The organism is Nocardia sputorum (genome assembly GCF_027924405.1).
Taxonomy (GTDB): Bacteria; Actinomycetota; Actinomycetes; order Mycobacteriales; family Mycobacteriaceae; genus Nocardia; species Nocardia sputorum.
In genome coordinates this window covers 749,132-765,182 of the sequence record NZ_AP026978.1, presented here as the reverse complement: position 1 = coordinate 765,182, position 16,051 = coordinate 749,132, and the positions used below count along the sequence as shown (strand labels likewise).

Here is a 16,051-nt window from a genome sequence, read left to right as displayed (position 1 = left end):
GCGGACTTACCTGGTTGGGTGTCGGCGTTGGCCAACGGTATGGCCACCGAGGTTGGGTGGGCAGCAGCTCATCGACCCGAGGAGCGCCCTCCACTGCTGCGGACGCATTGCGGACCGAGGTGCGCCGACACCGGCAGCCCTGGCGACAAGAAACGGACCTACCTGCGGTCGCAGCAGTGCCCCCAGTCGGACTCGAACCGACACTTGGCGGATTTTAAGTCCGCTGCCTCTGCCAATTGGGCTATAGGGGCGTCCGGGACAGCGTACCGAGTCGTACGGCTGTACCGGAATTCCGACAATTCGCCGGGGTGGCGGGGCGTCGGCCGTGGCCGGGTGCCGGACGGCGCGGTCGGGTGACCGGTGCCGATGACGGCGGTTTCCAGCCCGGGGCCGGCAGGCGTCCCAGAGAACTAGATCGGTGACGGCGGGCTGGTGTTAGCGTCCACGGATCATCTCGGCGTGTCGGATGTCCGGAGCGGGGTCAGCGGCGTGGCGGTAGCGGGATTCGGGCCAGATCGGTGGCGATGTGGATCTCGCCGGTGAAGTACTTCGCCGCTTCCGCCAGGTGCTCGTCGAGATCGCGGTAGCGCTGGGAGAAGTGGGTGAGCACCAGGGTGCGAACGCCCGCGTCGGCGGCCACCCGCGCGGCTTGGCCCGCGGTGAGATGACCGTACTCGACCGCCAGATGTTCGTCGGCGTCCAGGAATGTGGCTTCGATGACGAGCATGTCGACATCGGCGGCGAGTTCCCGGACGCCGGGGCACAGCCGGGTGTCCATCACGAAGGCGAAGCTCTGACCGGATCGAGGTTCGCTGATCTCCGCCAAACTGATTGTGCGCCCATCGGACTCGACGCTGCCGCGCTGTTGCAGTTCGGAGATGATCGGCCCGCGTAATCCCAAGGCGCGCAATCGGTCCGGCAGGATGCGGCGACCGGGCGGCTCGCTGAGCCGATAGCCGAAGGTGTCCACCGGATGCGACAGCGGCACCGCCGTCACCGTGAACGGCGCCTCGGGCAGGTCGACGGGCCCCGGTCCGGCCACCGGGCGCGGCCGCAGTTCGGCGCGGTGGTAGTAGGACGTCGCGTTGACCAGCCGGTCGTAGTACACCGCGCCGGACGCGGGGAACCAGACGTCGACCGGATGCGGCACCCGATCGAGGTTGATCCGCTGCACCACCCCGGCCAGCCCGAGGCTGTGGTCGCCGTGGAAATGGGTGATGGCGATCCGGGTCAGCCCGGTGGCGGTCACACCGGCATAGGTCATCTGCCGCTGCGTTCCCTCACCGGGGTCGAACAGGATCGCCTCGTCGTCCCACCGGAGCAGGTACCCGTTGTGGTTCCGCTGTTTCGTCGGCACCTGACTCGCGGTTCCGAGCACAACCAACTCACGCTGCGACACGGCGTCAGGCTAGCCGCCCACCTCCGAGGAGCCGAACACGGCCGCGTCACTCGAGAGCAGGAGCCTTCCGGAGCAGGGAGTTGCGCCGGGAGTAGGTGAAGTAGACGACGAACCCGATCACCATCCACACCAGGAACCGCAGCCAGGTCTCCACCGACAGGTTCAGCATCAGCCACAGGCACGCCAGCACCGCCAGGACGGGGACGACCGGCACGAGCGGGACCCGGAATCCGCGCGGCAGGTCCGGGCGTGTGCGCCGCAGGATGAGCACGCCGATCGACACCAGCACGAACGCGAACAGCGTCCCGATGTTGACCATCTCCTCCAGCGTGCCGAAGTCCACGAACCCGGCCAGCAGCGCGCATGCCACGCCGACGATGACGGTGACGCGCACCGGTGTGCCGTTCTGGCCGGTGTGCGCGAGCCTGCGCGGCATCAGCCCGTCGCGCGACATCGCGAACAGCACCCGCGTCTGCCCGAGGTACATCACCATCACCACCGTGGTGAGCCCGGCGAGCGCGCCGATGGAGATGATGTTCTTCGCCCAGGTCACTCCGTGGATGCCGAACGCGGTCGCCAGGGTCGCGTCGCCCCCGGCCAGCTCGGTGTAGGGCACCATGCCGGTGAGCACGAGCGACACCGCGACGTACAGGATCGTGACGATGAGCAGCGAGCCGAGGATGCCGCGCGGCACCGCCTTCTGCGGGTTGCGGGTCTCCTCGGCGGTCGTGGCGACCACATCGAAGCCGATGAACGCGAAGAACACCAGGCTGGCCGCGGCGAGCAGGCCGTACCAGCCGAAGTTGCTGTCCCCGGCGCCGGTCAGATAGGAGAACAGCGACTGCCGCAGGCCCTCGCCGCGCTCACCCGCCTGCGACGGCGGAATGTAGGGCGAGAGGTTCGACGACTTGAAGTAGGTGGCGCCCACGACCAGCACCAGCGCGATCACGCCCAGCTTGATGGCGACCGCCACCGCCGAGACTCGCGAGGACACCTTGGTGCCGGTCGCGAGCAGCACGCCGAGCACGGTGATCAGCAGCACCGCGCCCCAGTCGAAAGTCACCGGGCCCAGGTGCACGATCGGGGAGGTGGTGCCGAGTACCTCGCCGAGGTACTGCGACCAGCCCTTGGCCACCACCGCCGCGGCGAGCGCGAATTCCAGGATCAGGTCCCAGCCGATGATCCAGGCCACGAGCTCGCCGAAGGTGGCGTAGGAGTAGGTGTAGGCGCTGCCCGCCACCGGCACGGTGGAGGCGAACTCGGCGTAGCAGAGGGCGGTCAGCCCGCAGGCGATCGCGGCGAACACGAAGGCGAGCGAGACCGACGGGCCCGCGACATTGCCCGCGGTGCGCGCGGTGAGGGTGAAGATGCCCGCCCCGACCACGACGGCCACGCCGAAGACGGTGAGGTCCCAGGCGGTCAGGTCCTTGCGGAGTTTCGAGTCGGGCTCGTCGGTGTCGCGGATCGACTGTTCGATGGACTTGGTGCGGAACAGGCCGCCCCACCGAGACGAGACATCACCCGCCGGATCGGCTTGTGGCCCGGGGTTAGTCACGCGTTCTCCTTAATTCGTGCTGCTGTGCTTGGTGTTCTGTACCCATGCGGCGAGTCGATGCACGCCGGTCATGAATTTGCTGGCCATTAGCGCGTTGGCGGTGACGATCAGCCCCGCACACACCACGACCGCCCGGTGATACCGGAGTACGCGAACCCGTGACCTGGGTCATAGAACCGAGCCAAACTACCCGACACCGATGTTCCGGGACCAACCGGGAAGAAGATACCGGTGCCGAACTTGTCGCTTCGACCATCTCCCGAAGATGGCATCCGCTGCGGCGCCGCGGGGGATTCGTTTGTTCTGTTCAGCCGGGCGGAGGAATCGGACCGGGGCACGTGGTTTGCCCGCCGGACGACCGGGCACCCCGCAAGCGACAGGCAAACCAGCCCCCGCCCACTCCCAGGAAGCGTTGAGCTGATGGTCCACGTGGAAATCACCGTGCCGACGACACCGGAAGACGTCTTCGCCGTCCTGGCCGACGGATGGCTGTTCTGCGCCTGGGTGGTCGGCGCCACCCACATCCGCGACGTCGACGACGAGTGGCCCGGCGTCGGCGCCCAGCTGCACTACAGCGCAGGCGTGTGGCCCCTCACCGTGAACGACACCACCAAGGTCGTGTCGGTGGATCCGCCGCACATGCTCGAACTGGAAGCCAAGCTCTCGCCGATCGGCGCCGCGTGGATCCGTCTGGAACTCGTCGAGACCGTGCCCGGCGAAACCCAGATCCGGATGTACGAGCACGCCGAACGCGGGCTGGGGAGAATGGTGCCCAATGTGCTGCAAGAGCTCCTGTTGGTGCCGCGGAACATGGAGTCGCTCTCCCGGCTCGCCGACATCGCGGTCGGCAAATCCCGCCGCAGTCGCACCGAACTGGGAGTTCGGGCCGGAACAACCGAGACGCACGCCGAGGTGAAACTCGACGGACACCCGCTGCAGACCTGACCGGACGCGCGGGCCGAGCGGAATCAGGCGATCGACAAGGCGATGCCGTCGAGGATGTCGTGCTCGCTGACGACAAGTTCGGCGATGCCCGCGCGCCGGGACAGTTCCTCGGCGAGCACCTCGGTGATGACCGCGCCGCCGCCGATCACATCGACCCGGCCGGGATGCATCGGCCCGAGCGCGGCGCGCTGATCGTGGTCCATGGCGATCAGGCGGTCGCAGACCTGGTGAACCTGATCCAGGGTCAAGCGGGTGAGGTGCACCCTTTCGGAGTCGTATTCCGGCAGATCGAGCGCGACCGCGGCCAGGGTGGTCATCGTGCCCGCCACGCCGACCCAGGTGTGCGCGCCCTGCACGGGAACGTGCGTGAACGCCTCGGTCAACCGCTCGGTGGCGAAGGCGCGGGCGGCGGCGATCTCCTCCGCCGTCGGCGGGTTACCCGCCAGGCACCGCTCGGTGATGCGGACGCAACCGATGTCGGCGGAGAACGCGGCCCGCACTCCCGCGCTGTCGCCGAACACCAGCTCGGTGGAACCGCCGCCCAGGTCTACCACGACGAAAGGCCCTGACGCGCTGGACAACTCCCCGATCGCGCCGGCGAACGACAGGCGCGCCTCCTCGTCGCCGGTGATCACCTCGGCTTCCGCGCCCGCGACCACGGTGCCGAGTTCGGCCCGCGCCATGGCGAAGAAGTCCTCCCGATTGGCGGCGTCCCGGGTGGCGGACGTGGCCACCATCCGCACCCGTCCGACCCCCGCCTCGCGCATCAGCGCGGCGTAGTCGGCCAGGGCGGCGCGGGTGCGCTCGATCGCCTCCGGCGCCAGCGAGCCGGTCGCGTCGACCCCTTGGCCAAGGCGGACGATGCGCATCTCCCGGTGCACGTCGGCCAAGCGTCCGTCGCCGAGCACGTCGGCGATCAACAGTCGGATGGAGTTCGTGCCGCAGTCCACGGCGGCTACCCGGTCACTCATCGCTGTGCTCCAGATTCTCGCGGGCGGTCGGATGCGCGGGCCAGTCGGCCGGAATCGCGGTGCCGCGCAGGCCGTGCTCGGCGGCCAGCGCCACGGCCTCGTCACCGAGCGGATTCACGCCCGGCCCCTTGGCCAAGGCGTGGGCGATCAGGACGTGCAGGCACTTGACGCGTTCGGGCATCCCGCCGCCGGTGAAATCGGTACCGAGCGATTCGATTTCGTCGCGTTCGGCCAGATAGCTCTCGTGCGCGGCGCGATAGGCGGCGGCCAGCTCCTGGTCGGCGGCGAGCCGCTCCGTCATCTCCCGCATCACACCGGCCGATTCCTGTCTGCTCGCCTCCGCGGTGAGCCGGGGATCGGTGAGGTAGTAGAGCGTCGGGAAGGGGGTGCCGTCCGGCAGCCGGGGCGCGGTCTTCACAACGGCCGGGATCCCGTCCGGGGTGCGGTAGGCGATGGCGAGCACGCCGCGCGGCGCGCGGCCCAGCTGCTCGGCGATGATCGCGAGATCCTGGTCGGTGGGTGCGGTCACCTAAGTCCTTCCGGTGCTTGCGGTAGTGGCGCGGCGGCCGCGGGCGTGGGCTGCGGCTCGGCGATGCTGCGCCACACTTCGGTGTACCAGGGATCGGGTTCTCTGGCTCTGGTGGGCGCGGGCGGCGGCGCGGGGGCCTCGATGCCGGGCACCTGCACGATGTACGGCGTCTCGCCGGGCATCACCAGGCGCAGGCGGTCCCGCGCCTCGGTACGGATGTAGGCCGGATCCTGTTGCTGCGCGCGACGATCCCGTAACCGGGCGAGATCCGCCTCGAGTTCCGCGCGCTGCTGCGCCAGTTGCGCCGCCTCCGCGCGCTGGGTGAAGTACGTGCGCATGGGCACGGCGAGGGTGAGCGCGAGCCCGCACACCACCATCGCGAGGATCACCGCCTTGCCGGTGGAGAGACCGAGGAAGGTGTGGTCGTGCTTGTCGCCTGCCGAACGGGACGCGATCGTGCGCGGCTTCGGTTTCTCCGCGGTCTCCGATCGCCTGCGGCCGCGTTTGGCCGCGGCATCGGCCGGGCGTGATCCGGCGGCACGCGACGTGCGGCGGTCCCCGCGTCCGGCCGGACTGGTCCCACGCGCACGTCGCTCCGTCATCTCACGCCTCGGTCTCTACTTCGCCGGCGCCCTGCGTGGGTCGGGCACACCACCCCCGCCGGGCACCGCAGGTCAGCCTTCGAACGCGAACCGGGGGAACGCGACGTCGCCGGCGTAGCGCGCCGAATCGCCGAGCGCGTCCTCGATGCGCAGCAGCTGGTTGTACTTGGCGACGCGCTCGCTGCGGGCGGGAGCGCCGGTCTTGATCTGGCCGCTGCCCACCGCGACGGCGAGGTCGGCGATGGTGGTGTCCTCGGTCTCGCCGGACCGGTGCGACATCATCGTCTTGTAGCCGTTGCGGTGCGCCAGCTCCACCGCGTCCAGGGTCTCGGTGAGCGTGCCGATCTGGTTCACCTTCACCAGCAGCGCGTTGGCGGCGCCCTTGGCGATGCCCTCTTCCAGGCGCTCCGGGTTGGTGACGAACAGATCGTCGCCGACGAGCTGGATCTTCTCGCCGATCTGGTCGGTCAGGGTCACCCAGCCGTCCCAGTCGTCCTCCGAGAGCGGGTCCTCGATGGATACCAGCGGGTAGGCGCCGATCAGTTCGGCGTAGAACTGCGCCATCTCCTCGGCGGAGCGCACGACGCCCTCGAACTTGTAGCCGCTGCCGGAGGTGTAGAACTCGGTGGCCGCGACGTCCAGCGCGAGCGCCACGTCACTGCCCAGCTTCAGGCCGGTCTTGCCGATGGCCTCGCTGATCAGGTCGAGCGCGGCCTTGGTGCCGGCCACGTCGGGGGCGAAACCGCCCTCGTCACCGAGACCGGTGGACAGGCCCTTGGCCTTCAGCACCGCCTTGAGGGCGTGGTAGACCTCCGCGCCCCAGCGCAGCGACTCCTTGAACGTCGGCGCGCCGATCGGGGCGACCATGAATTCCTGCACGTCGACGCCGGTGTCGGCGTGCGCGCCGCCGTTGAGGATGTTCATCATCGGGACGGGCAGCACGTGCGCGTTCGGGCCGCCGAGGTAGCGGAACAGCTCGAGCCCCGAGGACTCGGCGGCGGCGCGGGCCACGGCCAGCGAGACGCCGAGCAGGGCGTTGGCGCCGAGCCGGGACTTGTCCTGGGTGCCGTCCAGGTCGAGCAGGACCTGATCGATGGTGCGCTGCTCCACGGCGTCGAGGCCGATGACGGCGGGCGCGATCTCGTCGAGCACACCCTCGACCGCCTTGCGCACGCCCTTGCCGCCGTAGCGCTCGCCACCGTCGCGCAGTTCCACGGCCTCGTGCTCGCCGGTGGACGCGCCGGAGGGCACGGCGGCCCGGGTCAGGGTGCCGTCGTCGAGAGCGATCTCGACCTCGACGGTGGGGTTACCGCGGGAATCCAGGATCTCGCGAGCTCCGACCTGTTCGATGATGGCCACGAAAACGACACTCCTTCGGCTGCTGACACGGTTGGTCTCACGGGATGGGCCGTGCGCTGCGAGCCTATCGTCCCGGCGGCGGCGCGGGTAACCGGCACTCCGGGGACCGGGGGATCACACCCGGCGGCCGATGCTGTAGCTGGCGGCCCGATCACGCACCGTCAGCAGGTAGGCGTGCGACTGGTTGTAGGTGAGCAACGCCCGCTGCCAGCCGTGCTCGGAAGTGAGGTCACCGCCGCTGGCGCACAGGTATCTGGCGGCGGTGAGCGCGGCGTCGTCGATGTTCTGCGGATCGGCGGCGCCGTCGCCGTTGGCGTCGACGCCCCAGCGCTTCCAGGTCTCCGGAATGAACTGCAGCGGGCCGACGGCGCGGTCGTGCACCGGATCGCCGTCGAGCGCGCCGTCGTCGGTGTCCTGCACCAGCGCGACGCCGGGCGAGCCGTCCAGCGGGACGCCGATGATCGGCGGACGGACCGAGCCGTCCGCATCCAGCTTCGCCCCGCGGTGGGTGCCGTGCTTGCTCTCCACGCTCGCGATGCCCGCGAGCGTCGTCCACGCGACGCCGCAGTCGGGACGCGCCCTGGTCATCACGGCCGCCGCGTAGCCGTACGCCTCCAGCGCGATCGACGGGATGCCGAGCCCGTCGGCCTGCTCGTCGGCCCAGCCGCGCAGTTGGACGGCCGTGCGGCCGGGAGCGTCCAGGTCGATCACGGGCAGCGGAGTGCCCGGCCCGGGCGGAATGCCCTCCGGGATCGGGGTGCGGTCGACTCCGCAACCGGCGAGCCCGAGGAGCACCACGACTGCGGCCGAGACGCCGGTCTTTCGCAACACCCCTTCCATCATCCAGATGACGGCGCGCAGCCGCGGCGAGCCGGTGACGAAAGCCACTGCGTGTCGGATGCGCTCATGGCTCCGCGCCATTCGGGGTTCAGACGAGCAGTTCGCTGGTCGCGTTGTGCGTCGGCGCGGCGAGAACCGTTTCGGTGTCGCCTGTTTCGACGATGCGACCCTGATCGAGAACGAGCAGCGTGGGGCAGTATTCGGCCACCAGGGCCATGTCGTGGGTGATGATCAGCAGGGCGGTGCCGCGTTCGGTGCGAATCCGGTCCAGCAGCGCCATGATCGCCGCCGCCGTGTGGTGGTCCAGTGCCGAGGTGATCTCGTCGCACAGAAGCACGGCGGGTTCGGCGGCGAGGGCGCGGGCCAAGGCCACGCGCTGGCGTTGTCCGCCGGACAGCTCGTGCGGGTAGCGGGCCGCCAGGTCGGCGGACAGCTCGACAGCGGCGAGAAGTTCGGTGATCCGCCGCGCGAGGTCCCGGCGCGCGACACGCCCGATCCGCCGCAGCGGGCGGCCGAGCGTCTGCGCCACGGTGCGGCGAGGGTTGAGTGCGGACCTCGGATTCTGGGTGACCAGCTGAATGCCGCCCGCGCCATAGCGGATTCGCCGGTTCGCGCCCACGGTGATCGGGGTCCCGCCCAGTTCGAGCGCTCCGGTCGCCGAAGCATGCAACCCCGCGATGACGCGCGCCAAGGTGGTCTTGCCCGCGCCCGACGCGCCGACCACCGCGAGCGCGGAACCCGCCGCGAGCGCGAGATCGATATCGGTGAGCACCCGGTGTCCGTCGATCGAGGCGCTGATTCCCGCAGCCCGCAGCACGACATCGCCTTGCGGCCGGTCGTCGGCGGCCGGAAGGCTGCCTGCCGAGCCGTTTCGCGCCCGATCGAAGTCAGGGCGCGACTGTCTGGCACCGCTCGCTGCCGCCACGGGCTCGGCGGGTTCACCGGCTGTCGGGACATCGGCGATCGTCCGGCTCGCGGCTGGATCGGCAGACGTGGCGGACAACGGGCGCGTTCCCGGCTCAGCAGACGCACCGAACGTTCTCTCCGGCGAACCGTTTCCCTGAACCTGATACCGGGGCTCCGCCGCCGCACCGGACGATTGCCCCAGCGAACCGTCCACCCGAACCGCATGCTCCGACTCGGCCCCCGCCACACCCGACGACCTCCCCGGCAAACCGCTCACCTGAACCGAACGCTCCTGCTCAGCCGCCACACCCGACGACTTCCCCGGCGAACCACTCATCCGAACCGGATGCTCCGACTCAGCCGACCGCTTCCCCGGCAAACCATTCGCTCGAACCGGATGCTCCGGCTCAACCGACGACTTCCCCGGCGAACCACTCACCCGAACCGGATGGATGGACGCAGGGAGGATCGCGCCGAGTTCGACGATGTCGTCGGCGATCGAGTGCACGAGAGCCGTGTCGTGCCCGGACAGCAGGATCGCCGCCGACCGCTCGCGGGCCAGTGCCGCGAGCTGCCCGGCGATGTCGGTGCGCAGCGCGCCGTGCAGCCCGGCGAGCGGCTCGTCGAGCACCAGCACGCCGGTCCGGCGGATCAGCGCCCTGGCGAGGGCGACGCGGCGCTGCTGGCCGCCGGACAATTCACCGGGGCGGCGGCGCAGATAGTCCGGCGACAGGCCGACCAGCGCGAGCGTGTCGGTCAGGGTGGACTCGGGCGCCCGCGGCGCGACCTCGCGCAGCAGGGCGCGCACGCGCAGCAGCGGGTTCAGCGCCGAACCCGGGTCCTGCCCGACGTAGGCGATGTGCCGACGCCGGAAGCGATGCAGCGCCGCACGATCGAGCGCGAACACGTCGTGTCCGGCGACCGACACCGAACCCGTCGCGCGCGCCGTGGCCGACGGCAGTTGCCCGAGCAGGGCGCGCATCACCGTGGTCTTGCCCGACCCGGACGGACCGGTGAGGGCCGTGACCGTGCCCGCCGGAATCCGGAATGTCGCCGGCCCGGCCAATTCCCGCCCGTCCGGGCCCAGCACGGTCAGGCCCGCGACCGCGACGAGGTCGTGCCGGACGCCGTGCGCCGCACCCGTCCGGCTTTCGTGTTCGACGACGTGCGCGTTCATTCCCGCTCCCCTCGCCCGAACGCCGACACCGCTAGATTCACGCTCACCGCGACGACCGCGATCGCGAGGCTCGGAGCCAGCACCGCCCAGGGATTGAGCAGCATGCCGGAGGCGTTCTCGCGCACCATGACCGCCCAGTTGCTCGCGCCCAGCGTCGTCGGCAGTTGCAGGAACGACGCCGTGCTCACGAGGTAGACCCCGGCCACGAAACGCAGGCCGAGCTGCGTCGTCGACACCGCCCGCAGATTCGGGATCACCTCACGGAACACGAGATGTCCGAGCGACTCACCCGCGGCTCGCGCGCTCTCGACATATCCGGATGCCGCGACACCGGCGGCGGCGGCGGTGAAGATGCGCGCGCAATATGGGACGCCGAACAGCAACGCCAGCACGATCAGTCCCGCGGTGCCCCCGTCCGGCCACGAGGTCAGCACGAGCAGGATCCCCAGCACCGCGGGCAGCAGGATGAACAGATCGGTGCCCAGTTCGATCCACTCGCCGATCCGTGGGCGCAGTGCCGCGACCGCGCCGAGGACACACGACAACCCGGTCACCAGCACCGCGATGATCGCGGCCACCAGCAGCAATCCCCACCCGCCGTAGAGCAGGTGACTGAGCACGTCGCGGCCGAGCCGATCGGTGCCCAGCGGCGCGCCCGCTCCGGGAGCGCCGAACGGGATGCCGATCGCCTCCTCCGCCGGATGCGGAGCCAGCGTCGGCCCCGCCGCAGCCAGCAGCGTGACCAGCAGGGCGGGCACGACCGTCAGCCGTCCGAGCCGACGCGCCCGGCTCCCGATCTTCGTGGAAGTGTTCATCGGCGCCCCCGCAGCGACCAGGTGCGGATACCGTCGGCGACCGCGAGCACGACCATGATGACCACCCCGGACAGCGCGACGACCGCGGCGACCACCGAGGTGTCGCGATCGGCCACCGAACCGGCCAGGACCGCACCGAGACCCGGATAGTTGAAGACCGTCTCCACCACCAGTGCCCCGCCGAGCAACATCCCGACCGTGGTGGCGAAGCTGGCGACGATCGTCGGCAACGCGAACGGCAGCACATGCCGCACCAGCACCGTGCGGCTCGAAAGACCGTCGAGCACAGCGCTTTCCACATGAGGAGCGAGCGCGGCGTCGGACAGGGCCGCGCGCACCACCCTGGTGTTCCACCCGATCTGGGGCAACGCGAGCGCGAACACCGGCAGCACCAGCATCTCCGGTCCGGCGGGCATCCCCGAGCGGCCGGTGATGGTGACCGCGGGCAACCAGCCCAGCGCCAATGCGAACACCAGGATCAGCACGGTGGCGATCACGAACTCCGGAACGGCCACCGCGGTGGTCGTCGTCGGCTGCAACACGCGCGCGGCAACGCTGCCCGGACGCGTGGCCCACCACGCTCCGAGCGCGAGCGACGCCAGCACCGTCACTGCCAGGGCGAGCCCACCGAGCAGCAGCGTCGGCGGGAACTTCTCGACCAGCAGGTCGTTGACCGGCCGTCCGCGCGCGGTGCGCCCGAAATCGCCGGTGGCGACGCCCGATATCCACTGCCAGAATCGCACCGCCAGCGGCCGGTCCAGGCCGAGTTCGCGCTCTTTGGCCGCGATCTGCTCCGGCGCGGCCTCCCGGCCGAGGACCGCGTGGGCGGTGCTGCCCGGCAGCAGGTCCACGGCGACGAAGACACAGGCCAGCAGCGTCACCAGCAGGATGACGCGCCGCAGCAGGAGTCGCGCGAACGAGATCACCCGGCCAGCCAGGCCTTCTCCAGCTGAACCCGGGCGAACCCGCCGAGCGTGGGCAGGTCACGCACCCGGGCGGCGGCGATGTCGATGCCGTCGGCCATGCCCCACACCAGGTATCCGCCGCGTTCGTACTGGATGCGTTGCAATTCCCGCGCGGCCTGCCGGTATTCGTCGTCGCTGTGCGCGGCGAGCGCCTTGGCCGTGGCCGCGTCGAACGCCGCGTCCTTGAAGCCGGTCTCGTTGCGGTTCGAACCGCTCGACAGCAATTTGCTCGCGAAGAACAGCGTGGAATCGTTGGTGCCCCACGAGATCGTGTACAGCGGCGCCTTCAGCCACGTCTGGTCGTAGAAGGCGTTCGGCTCCTGGGTGACGACCTCCAGCCGGATGCCGATCTCGGCGAGCTGGGTGGCGATCACCTTGGCCGATTCGACCTCGCCGGGCGCCTCGGCCTTGGTGACGAACGGGTAGCCGCGTCCGGTGTCGAAATTCGCCTCGCGCAGCAGCGCCTTCGCGCGGTCCACGTCGCGGGTGCGCTGGGCGAGGGAGGTGTCGTAGAGCGGATCGCCGGTGCCGAGGATGTCGTTGGCGATCGTTCCGTATCCGGAATGCACTTGGTTGACGAGGGCTTTGCGGTCGACGCCGAGCCGGAGGGCGGTGCGCACCCGCGCGTCGGCGAACGGCCCGTCGGAGGTGCGCATGGCGACGCCGACCACCGTGTCGTTCGGACGGCGCACGACCGTCAGGTCGCCGCGTCCCTCGGCGGTGCGGCCCGCGATGGCTCCGACGTTCGAAGCCAGGTCGATCTGCCCGCCGAGTACCGCGTTGCCCAGCGCGGTCACGCTCTCGAACATGGTGACCTCGATGGCGTCCAGCGGCGGCGGCCCGCCGTGCCACCGCTCGTTGCGCACCAGCCGGGCGTTGCCGCCCTGGTAGGACTCCAACCGGAACGGTCCGCTGCCGACCGCGCCGGTGAAGTCGGTGGTGTCCTTCTTGGCGGTGAACGTCATCAACCGGACCAGCAGCGGCAGCTGGGTATTCGGCTCGGGCACGGCCAGGATCACCCGGTTCGGCCCGTCGGCGGTGATGTCCTCCACGGCCACCGGCATCTTCGACGCGCCGCCGATCGTGCGCAGCCTGCGCAGCGACCATACGACGTCCTCGGACGTCACCGGTGAGCCGTCATGGAAGGTCGCGTTCTCGACCAGGGTGAAGCTCCAGCGCCGTCGATCGGCATCCGGCTCCCAGCGGGTTGCCAGGCGCGGCACGACATTCGGATTTCCACCCGGCACCGTGAGCGCGTCGTAGACCAGGGACGTGATCAGGAAGTCGCTGTCGTTGCTGAGGTTGGCGTGCGGGTCGCGTTCGATGCGAGCCGCGGTGCCGAGCGCGCCGACCCGCAGCGTGCCGCCACGCCGTGCCGGTCCGGACGTGTCGCCGCCGTCGGAACAAGCGGCTGCCAGCAGCACCGCTCCCGCCCCGAGGCTCGACCGCAGCAGTTGCCGTCGATTCAAAACCATTGCGCTGCCCCTCTTCCTGAACCGAACCCATCGCGGTACCGCGCGCACGGTGCGATCAGGACAGGCTAGCCTAATCCGCTGCGCGACTCACCGATACCGGCACCGAAACGGCAGCGTTAGGGCGCATTTTCCGCAAACGTTCTCACTCGCCTCGAGCGCGCCTGCCTGGGACTGCCGCGTTCAACCGCTCGAAATTATGCGGTTCTGCTATATTTTCTTCGACTCGATTAGGTAAGGCTTGCTTCACTAAGTCCGAAGGGTTACCTTCGCATGATAACTCGTGACCCCTGCTTTTCGAACCGATGCGAAGAAGGGATACCCGGTGAAAAGCGTTCTCTCCGAACGTAAGACGCTTCACCCCCAAGATCTCGAACGACGGGAGTTGTCCCCCGGAGCCGGCCGCGCGGTGCGCGCGCTCGCCAGGGAGATCTCCGCCACACTCGATCTGGCCCTCGCCGATCCCGCCGCCGCCGCGCGCACCCTCACGGACCCGGCGCTCATCGAACGGATCGATGCCGGCGCCGCGGCGCTTCCCGCCGAGGTGCGCCACGCCATGCGTCCGCCCGCCACCACGGCCGGCGCGACCGTCGTAGGCCGTCTTTCCGTGGCCGACAACGAATTCGGTCCCACGCCGCCGAGCTGGCGGGAAGCGGCGCGCTGGAGCGGTGATCCGGCGCGGCGCGCGCACTCGTTCGAACTCGATGTGGTCATGCTGCTGCTCGCGCGCAGTGCGGGCGAGCCGTTCGGCTGGCAAGGCCAGCAGGACGGACGTCTGGTCAACAACATCGTCCCGGCAGCCGGTCACGAGCACGAACAGTCCGGCGCCAGCAGCGCGGTGCTGCTGAGCCCGCACACCGAGGACGCCTTTCATCCGCGGCGCGCCAACCTGCTGATGCTCGGCTGTCTGCGCAATCCGGATCTGGTCGGCACCACCGTGTCGTCGGTGCGGCGCATCGAGCTGTCCACCGCGCAGCGTGAGCTGCTCAGCACACCGACACTTCCGATCCTGCCGGACGTCTCCTACGGTGACGGACACGAAAACTACGCCGCGCCACCGATTCCGACGCTGTGGAGCGCCGACGGAACCGAGGGCCAGACCCTGCGCTACGACCCGGCGTACACCCCGCTCTCCGACGCCGGTCCGGAATTCCGCGCCGCCTACGAGCACCTCGCCGCCGAACTCGAACGCGTATGCGTGACCGCCGCACTTTCCCCCGGTGAGCTGCTGCTGGTGGACAACGACGTCGCCGTGCACGGCCGGGTGCCGTTCACCGCGCGGTACGACGGCACCGACCGGTGGCTCAAGCGAGTGAACATCCGGCTTCCGGAACGTCGGCGCCGGGCCGAGGAAGCCGACGAGAATGGCTACGGGCAACAAACCGTGGCCCCGTTCCGGACGGCGGACACCCCGCCGGTCGAGAGCGGCACTCAGGAGCGGGATGCAGTACGACATGATCGAGGACCCCTTGAGCACGCGTGACCGAAGCACACCCCTGCGGGTGTTGAGCCGCAGCGACCTCGCCGACGTGCCGATCACACCGGCCGCGGTGGTGCGCGCGGTGGAAGAGGCGTATCTGGCGCTGGCGGCGGGTGATTCGGACAACCCGCGCAAGCTGAGCGTCGCGAATCCGGACGGCTGGTCGGTCGCCTACGCCATGCTCGGCCGGGACGGCCGCAGGCGCGTGGTGGCGATGAAGACCTCCTACAAGTTCGACCCCGGCCACGATCGCAGCACCAAGCGGTATTACACGACCATCACGCTCTACGACGACAGCACCGGTGCGCCGATCGCGATGATGGACTGCGCGCGGGTCGGCGCGCTGCGCACGCCCGCCGTGTCGGCCCTGCTGGTGCGCGAGACGATCCGCCGCGGCGCGGAGAGCGTGCTGCTGATCGGCACCGGAACCCAGGGGCGCAACGCCCTGCCGCATCTGCTCGCCGCGAACCCGCAGCTGCGCAAACTGATGGTGTACGGCACGCATCCCGAGGGGCTGGAAGCCGTGCACCGCGGGCTCGCCGAGCACCACCCGCACGCGCTGCTCGAGACCGTCACCGATCCGCGCGCCGCCGCGGCGACGGCCGACGTCGTGCTGGCGACGGCGGGCCCGGCCACCGAGGTAGCGCTCGAATCCGACGACCTGGCACCGGGTTCGGTGGCGGTGCTGGTCGGTTACGGGCTCGCGCCCTCCACGCTCAACGATGCCGACCGCGTGATCGCGACCAGCGCCGAGCAGATGGCGCTGACCGGCACCGACATGGCGGGCCCCGACGGCGCGCTGCGCCCGGTGGACGCCGAGCTGCCGCAGATCCTGAATCGCCGTGCGGTCGCGCGCCGCTCGGACGAGGAGCGCGTCTTCGTCTACAACAGTGGACTGGTGCTGACCGACATCGCGGTCGCGCACGCGCTGGCCGAGCGGGCGATCGCCGAAGGCCGCGGTACGGAGGTGCCGCTGTGGGATTAGCGCACGGAGGTGCCCGGTGGGTCTAGAGCACGTGAGTGTCGCCGTGGAGCC

Annotated in this window: 14 protein-coding genes and 1 tRNA gene; 3 read left to right on the top strand and 12 right to left on the bottom strand. The window is 70.1% G+C overall.

Features of this window, described 5'->3' with window-relative positions:
* Window positions 1-177: 177 nt before the first annotated feature.
* From QMG86_RS03335 to QMG86_RS03325, 3 genes are all read right to left on the bottom strand, one after another.
* Window positions 178-251 (bottom strand) — tRNA-Leu (locus QMG86_RS03335).
* 230 nt (window positions 252-481) lie between these two features.
* Complete coding sequence (locus QMG86_RS03330) at window positions 482-1,399, bottom strand: ribonuclease Z (protein WP_281877605.1); 918 nt, start codon at window positions 1,397-1,399, stop codon at window positions 482-484.
* 46 nt (window positions 1,400-1,445) lie between these two features.
* The gene (locus tag QMG86_RS03325) at window positions 1,446-2,954 is read right to left on the bottom strand and encodes an amino acid permease (RefSeq protein WP_281877604.1); all 1,509 of its coding nucleotides are present in this window, start codon (window positions 2,952-2,954) and stop codon (window positions 1,446-1,448) included.
* Between the two features lie 420 nt (window positions 2,955-3,374).
* Between QMG86_RS03325 and QMG86_RS03320 the strand changes: the two genes are divergently transcribed.
* Window positions 3,375-3,899, top strand: coding sequence for an SRPBCC family protein (locus QMG86_RS03320; protein WP_281877603.1), 525 nt, complete (start codon window positions 3,375-3,377; stop codon window positions 3,897-3,899).
* A gap of 23 nt (window positions 3,900-3,922) precedes the next feature.
* Here QMG86_RS03320 and QMG86_RS03315 read toward each other — a convergent pair whose 3' ends face one another.
* The 9 genes from QMG86_RS03315 to QMG86_RS03275 form a co-directional block, all read right to left on the bottom strand.
* Window positions 3,923-4,870 carry a Ppx/GppA phosphatase family protein gene (locus tag QMG86_RS03315; RefSeq protein WP_281877602.1) on the bottom strand — a complete coding sequence of 316 codons (948 nt, stop codon included), beginning with the start codon at window positions 4,868-4,870 and terminating at the stop codon, window positions 3,923-3,925.
* Entirely contained in the window at window positions 4,863-5,399 is a 537-nt protein-coding gene (locus QMG86_RS03310; protein WP_159843062.1) for a DUF501 domain-containing protein, read from the bottom strand. The genes QMG86_RS03315 and QMG86_RS03310 overlap by 8 nt, the downstream gene beginning before the upstream one ends.
* The gene (locus QMG86_RS03305) at window positions 5,396-6,001 is read right to left on the bottom strand and encodes an FtsB family cell division protein (RefSeq protein WP_281877601.1); all 606 of its coding nucleotides are present in this window, start codon (window positions 5,999-6,001) and stop codon (window positions 5,396-5,398) included. Before QMG86_RS03305 ends, QMG86_RS03310 begins: the two co-directional genes overlap by 4 nt.
* A 72-nt stretch (window positions 6,002-6,073) precedes the next feature.
* Window positions 6,074-7,360, bottom strand: a complete 1,287-nt coding sequence (gene eno, locus QMG86_RS03300; RefSeq protein WP_281877600.1) for a phosphopyruvate hydratase — start codon at window positions 7,358-7,360, stop codon at window positions 6,074-6,076.
* Between the two features lie 114 nt (window positions 7,361-7,474).
* Entirely contained in the window at window positions 7,475-8,203 is a 729-nt protein-coding gene (locus tag QMG86_RS03295) for a lytic transglycosylase domain-containing protein (RefSeq protein WP_281880752.1), read from the bottom strand.
* An 85-nt stretch (window positions 8,204-8,288) separates the two neighbouring features.
* Window positions 8,289-10,283: an ATP-binding cassette domain-containing protein gene (locus tag QMG86_RS03290; protein ID WP_281877599.1), complete on the bottom strand. Its 1,995-nt coding sequence runs from the start codon at window positions 10,281-10,283 to the stop codon at window positions 8,289-8,291.
* Window positions 10,280-11,098, bottom strand: coding sequence for an ABC transporter permease (locus QMG86_RS03285; RefSeq protein ID WP_281877598.1), 819 nt, complete (start codon window positions 11,096-11,098; stop codon window positions 10,280-10,282). Before QMG86_RS03285 ends, QMG86_RS03290 begins: the two co-directional genes overlap by 4 nt.
* The gene (locus QMG86_RS03280; protein ID WP_281877597.1) at window positions 11,095-12,024 is read right to left on the bottom strand and encodes an ABC transporter permease; all 930 of its coding nucleotides are present in this window, start codon (window positions 12,022-12,024) and stop codon (window positions 11,095-11,097) included. Before QMG86_RS03280 ends, QMG86_RS03285 begins: the two co-directional genes overlap by 4 nt.
* Window positions 12,021-13,538, bottom strand: coding sequence for an ABC transporter substrate-binding protein (locus tag QMG86_RS03275; RefSeq protein ID WP_281877596.1), 1,518 nt, complete (start codon window positions 13,536-13,538; stop codon window positions 12,021-12,023). Before QMG86_RS03275 ends, QMG86_RS03280 begins: the two co-directional genes overlap by 4 nt.
* 322 nt (window positions 13,539-13,860) lie before the next feature.
* On the opposite strand from QMG86_RS03275, the gene QMG86_RS03270 reads away from it, so the two are divergent.
* Window positions 13,861-15,018: a TauD/TfdA family dioxygenase gene (locus tag QMG86_RS03270; RefSeq protein ID WP_281877595.1), complete on the top strand. Its 1,158-nt coding sequence runs from the start codon at window positions 13,861-13,863 to the stop codon at window positions 15,016-15,018.
* A complete protein-coding gene (locus tag QMG86_RS03265; protein WP_281880751.1) occupies window positions 14,990-16,000 on the top strand; it encodes an ornithine cyclodeaminase family protein in 1,011 nt (336 codons plus the stop codon). Before QMG86_RS03270 ends, QMG86_RS03265 begins: the two co-directional genes overlap by 29 nt.
* Window positions 16,001-16,051 lie beyond the last annotated feature (51 nt).

Excerpts from the sequence above, each read along its gene's own strand:
- QMG86_RS03305 (WP_281877601.1), bottom strand. The coding sequence starts at position 6,001 with ATGACGGAGCGACGTGCGCGTGGGACCAGTCCGGCCGGACGCGGGGAC.
- QMG86_RS03265 (WP_281880751.1), top strand. The coding sequence starts at position 14,990 with ATGATCGAGGACCCCTTGAGCACGCGTGACCGAAGCACACCCCTGCGG.
- QMG86_RS03315 (WP_281877602.1), bottom strand. The coding sequence starts at position 4,870 with ATGAGTGACCGGGTAGCCGCCGTGGACTGCGGCACGAACTCCATCCGA.
- QMG86_RS03295 (WP_281880752.1), bottom strand. The coding sequence starts at position 8,203 with ATGATGGAAGGGGTGTTGCGAAAGACCGGCGTCTCGGCCGCAGTCGTG.
- QMG86_RS03285 (WP_281877598.1), bottom strand. The coding sequence starts at position 11,098 with ATGAACACTTCCACGAAGATCGGGAGCCGGGCGCGTCGGCTCGGACGG.
- QMG86_RS03275 (WP_281877596.1), bottom strand. The coding sequence starts at position 13,538 with ATGGTTTTGAATCGACGGCAACTGCTGCGGTCGAGCCTCGGGGCGGGA.
- QMG86_RS03320 (WP_281877603.1), top strand. The coding sequence starts at position 3,375 with ATGGTCCACGTGGAAATCACCGTGCCGACGACACCGGAAGACGTCTTC.
- QMG86_RS03290 (WP_281877599.1), bottom strand. The coding sequence starts at position 10,283 with ATGAACGCGCACGTCGTCGAACACGAAAGCCGGACGGGTGCGGCGCAC.